The following is a 3,869-nucleotide window of genomic DNA, read 5'->3' as shown; positions in this document are numbered from 1 at the left end:
GGCCGCGAAGGCGGCGACGGCGAGCGCCGCCAGCGAACCGGCGGCGGCGGTGCGGGCGAGCGCTGCGGCGGTGCGCCGCAGCGGCGTTCTGGTCGTCTGGTCAGTCATGCAAGCCAACGTATGCGGGCCCGCTCACGCGGGGCGCACACCGCGCTCCCGCGCGGCGCACGTCCCGCGCACGTCAGGCGTTGCGGTCCCAGATCATCCTGAGGCCGTGCAGGGTCAGGTTCGGCTCGTAGTGCGTGATCGTCTCGCACTCCTCGATGACGACCGGCGCGAGGCCGCCGGTGGCGACGACCGCCGTCGGGTCGGCGCCCAGCTCGGCCGTGATGCGCCGGACCAGGCCGTCGACCTGGGCGGCGGTGCCGTAGACCATGCCCGACTGGAGGCATTCGACGGTGTTCTTCCCGATGACGCTGCGCGGCTTGACGAGCGGGATCTTCAGCAGGTTCGCGGCCCGCGAGGCGAGCGCGTCGATGGAGATCTCGATGCCCGGAGCGAAAGCGCCGCCGAGGAAGTCGCCGGTCTCGGAGATCACGTCGATGTTCGTGGACGTTCCGAAGTCGACGGTGATGCATGGGCCGCCGTACAGGTGGAACGCCGCGTACGTGTTCGCGATCCGGTCGGGCCCGGCCTCGCGCGGGTTGTCGATGGCAAGGCGCACACCGGTCTTCACGCCGGGCGCGATCTGCACGAGGCTCGCGTGCGGGTAGTACCGCTGCGCCATCTTCGCGACCTCCGCGCCCTGCTGGGGCACGGTGGAGGACAGGCTGATGCCCGACAGGTCGACGCCGTCGCCGTCGAGGAGGGCCCGGAACGTCAGGCCCAGCTCGTCGGCGGTGGCGTGCGGGTCGGTGCGGATGCGCCAGGAGTGCTTGAGGGTCTCGCCCTCGAACACGGCCAGCACGGTGTTGGTGTTCCCGATGTCGACGCACAAGAGCACGGGTCTACTCCTCGAAGTCCAGGCCGATGTCCAGAATGGGCGAGGAGTGGGTGAGGGCCCCGACCGAGATGTAGTCGACGCCGGTGGCGGCGTAGTCGACCGCGGTGTCGAGGGTGATCGTCCCGGTCGCCTCCAGTTCGGCGCGCTCGCCGACGGCCTCGACGACCTCGCTGAGCTCCTTGGGGCTCATGTTGTCGCACAGGAGGAACACGGCGCCGGCGCCGACCGCTTCGAGGGCCTCTTCGAGGGTCTCGACCTCGACCTGGATGTCCACGTCGGGTTCGGCGGAGCGGACGGCGGCGAACGCCTCGCTGATGGAGCCCGCGGCCTCCTTGTGGTTGTCCTTGATCATGGCGACGTCGTACAGGCCCATGCGCTTGTTGTCGCCGCCGCCGCAGCGCACCGCGTACTTCTCGAAGGCGCGCAGGCCGGGCGTGGTCTTGCGGGTGTCGAGGACGGTGGTGTGCCAGTCGGCGAGGACGTCGGCGAAGCGGCGGGTGTGGGTGGCGACGCCGCTGATGCGGCACAGCAGGTTCAGGGCGGTGCGCTCGGCGGCGAGGAGCGACCGGGTGGGGCCGGTGACGCGGGCGAGGACCTGGCCGGCGCGGATGCGCGCGCCTTCCCTTGCGAGGTATTCGAACTCGACGTCGCCGGGCATGGCGTGGAAGACCGCGTGGGCGACTGGGAGGCCCGCGAGGAGGCCGTCGGCGCGGGCGGTGACGGCCACGGTGGAGGTGTGCCCGGGGCCGAAGATCGACTCGGAGGTCACGTCGCGGCGCGCGTGGGAGAGGTCCTCGTCGAGGTAATCCTGGACGGCGACGTACACGTCCTCGGGGTCGAGGCGGCAGGCGAGCAGGCGCTCGTCCAGTCCGGCCCCGCCGGGCGCTTCGGCGAATCTGCTCATGCGATGGGCTCCCAGGTGGTGTCGAGCTCCCCGTCGGAGCTGATGGAGAGGCACAGGTGGCCGAGCCAGGCGTCGGCGGCCTCGGGGTGGTCCTCGCGCCAGTGGCTGCCGCGCGTCTCGCGGCGGCGGTGGGCGGCGGCGGTGACTGCGGCGGCGACGGTGAGGAGGTTCGTGGCCTCCCATGTGGCCGGTCGAGGACGTCCGGACACATTGTCCCCCAAAGCCGTCAGCGACGCAGCGGTGGCCTCCAGTGACGCTTCGGAGCGGAGGACGCCGGCGCCGGAGGTCATGGCCTCCTGGAGGGGCGCGCGGGAGGTCGTGGAGCAGACGGTGCCCTCGCCCTCGGGCAGCTCGGGGAGGCCGGGGCTGGGCTTGTGCTCGGCGAGGTCGTCGGCGATGCGCTGGGCGAACACGAGCGCTTCGACGAGCGAGTTGGAGGCGAGGCGGTTGGCGCCGTGGAGGCCGGTGCAGGCGGCCTCGCCGGCGGCGTAGAGCCCGGGGACGCTGGTGCGCCCGTGCAGGTCGGTGCGGACGCCGCCGGAGGAGTAGTGGGCGGCGGGCGCGACGGGGATGAGGTCGGCGACGGGGTCGACGCCGAGGGACCGGCAGGTCGCGGTGATCGTCGGGAACCGCTGTTCGAGCATGTCGCGGCCGAGGTGGCGGGCGTCGAGCCACATGTGCGCCTTGCCTTCGGCGATCATCCGGTTGGTGATGGCCTTGGCGACGACGTCGCGGGGGGCGAGCTCGGCGAGCTCGTGGACGCCGACCATGAACCGGTCGCCGGAGAAGTCCCGCAGGTGGGCGCCTTCGCCGCGGAGGGCCTCGGAGATGAGCGGCTGCTGGTCGCCGCCGGTCCGGGACGCGGCATCAGTGGATTGTCGGTCCCCGGGGATACGTTCATGGTCCAGTTCGGTGCCCCCGGTTTCGGAGCCGCCGCCGAGACCGGGGGTCCCGGGCACGTACAGCGACGTCGGGTGGAACTGGACGAATTCGAGGTCGGTGACCTGGGCGCCGGCCCGCAGCGCCAGCGCCACCCCGTCGCCGATGGACACGGAGGGGTTGGTGGTCGACTGGAAGATCTGACCGAGGCCGCCGGTGGCGAGCACGACCGCGCGGGCCTCGACGCCGCCGACGCCGTGCTCGACGCCCTCGCCGAGGACGTGGAGGCTGACGCCGGCCGCGTGGCCGCGGGCGTCGGTGAGCAGGTCGAGGACCATGGCGTTCTCGATGATGCGGATCCACGGGTCGCGCAGGACCGCGGCGTGGAGCGCGCGCTGGATCTCGGCGCCGGTGGCGTCGCCGCCGGCGTGGACGATCCGGCGGGCGCGGTGGCCGCCTTCGCGGGTGAGCTGGAGCGAGCCGTCGGGGTCGCGGTCGAACTCGGTGCCGAGGTGGATGAGGTCGGCGATGCGCTGGGGGCCTTCGGTGACGGTGACGTCGACGGCCGCGCTGTCGCACAGGCCGACGCCGGCGATCCTGGTGTCGCGGGCGTGCGCTTCGGGGCTGTCGTGGGGGTCGAGGACGGCGGCGACGCCGCCTTGGGCCCAGCGGGTGGAGCCGTCGTCGATGTGGACCTTGGTGACGACGGTGACGTGGAATCCGGCCCGGCGCAGGTTGAGCGCGCAGGTGAGTCCGGCGACGCCGGAGCCGATGACGCACACGTCGGTGGTCTCGGTCCAGGACGGCGCTTCGGCGCGCAGGCGCCGCGGCAGGCGCGGCAGGTGCGGGAGCGCCCCGGCCTCCGGCCCAGTGAACACGGGTGGCACGTGCCGTCGCCCTTCTAGCCCGGTCCCGGTCGCCCGGGGGCCGGATAGGTGTGCGCGCCCGTTGCGAGCGGCGCGCGGTTCGGATCAACTGTGCACCGCGGACGCGTCCGCGCGCCAGAAGAAGTGACGACCGCGTCACACGGAAGAGCGCGGATGTGAGGGATGCGCGGATTCATCGGCGCCCCCGCTTTCAAGCGTGTCCGGGGGGACCGACAGCGGCGCCGGGCCCGGCCGGCGCCGCGTGGTGCGGTGCCGG

At 72.9% G+C, this 3,869-nt stretch carries 3 protein-coding genes; all 3 read right to left on the bottom strand.

Translation table 11 applies throughout. The features are described from left to right. Nucleotides 1-181: 181 nt before the first annotated feature. The 3 genes from DI269_RS13425 to DI269_RS13415 are packed head-to-tail and all read right to left on the bottom strand — an operon-like array spanning nt 182 to nt 3,604. Nucleotides 182-943 carry a type III pantothenate kinase gene (locus DI269_RS13425; protein ID WP_112136663.1) on the bottom strand — a complete coding sequence of 254 codons (762 nt, stop codon included), beginning with the start codon at nt 941-943 and terminating at the stop codon, nt 182-184. Nucleotides 944-947: 4 nt separating this feature from the next. After that, nucleotides 948-1,847 carry a carboxylating nicotinate-nucleotide diphosphorylase gene (nadC, locus tag DI269_RS13420; RefSeq protein WP_112136661.1) on the bottom strand — a complete coding sequence of 300 codons (900 nt, stop codon included), beginning with the start codon at nt 1,845-1,847 and terminating at the stop codon, nt 948-950. Beyond that, nucleotides 1,844-3,604, bottom strand: coding sequence for an L-aspartate oxidase (locus tag DI269_RS13415; RefSeq protein ID WP_198667408.1), 1,761 nt, complete (start codon nt 3,602-3,604; stop codon nt 1,844-1,846). Before DI269_RS13415 ends, nadC begins: the two co-directional genes overlap by 4 nt. Between the last annotated feature and the right edge of the window lie 265 nt (nt 3,605-3,869).

Source organism: Glycomyces dulcitolivorans (assembly GCF_003265355.1).
In the GTDB taxonomy this organism is placed as follows: domain Bacteria; phylum Actinomycetota; class Actinomycetes; order Mycobacteriales; family Micromonosporaceae; genus Glycomyces; species Glycomyces dulcitolivorans.
Note: the sequence above shows the minus strand (reverse complement) of the source record. Positions and strands in the feature narration are given on the sequence as shown.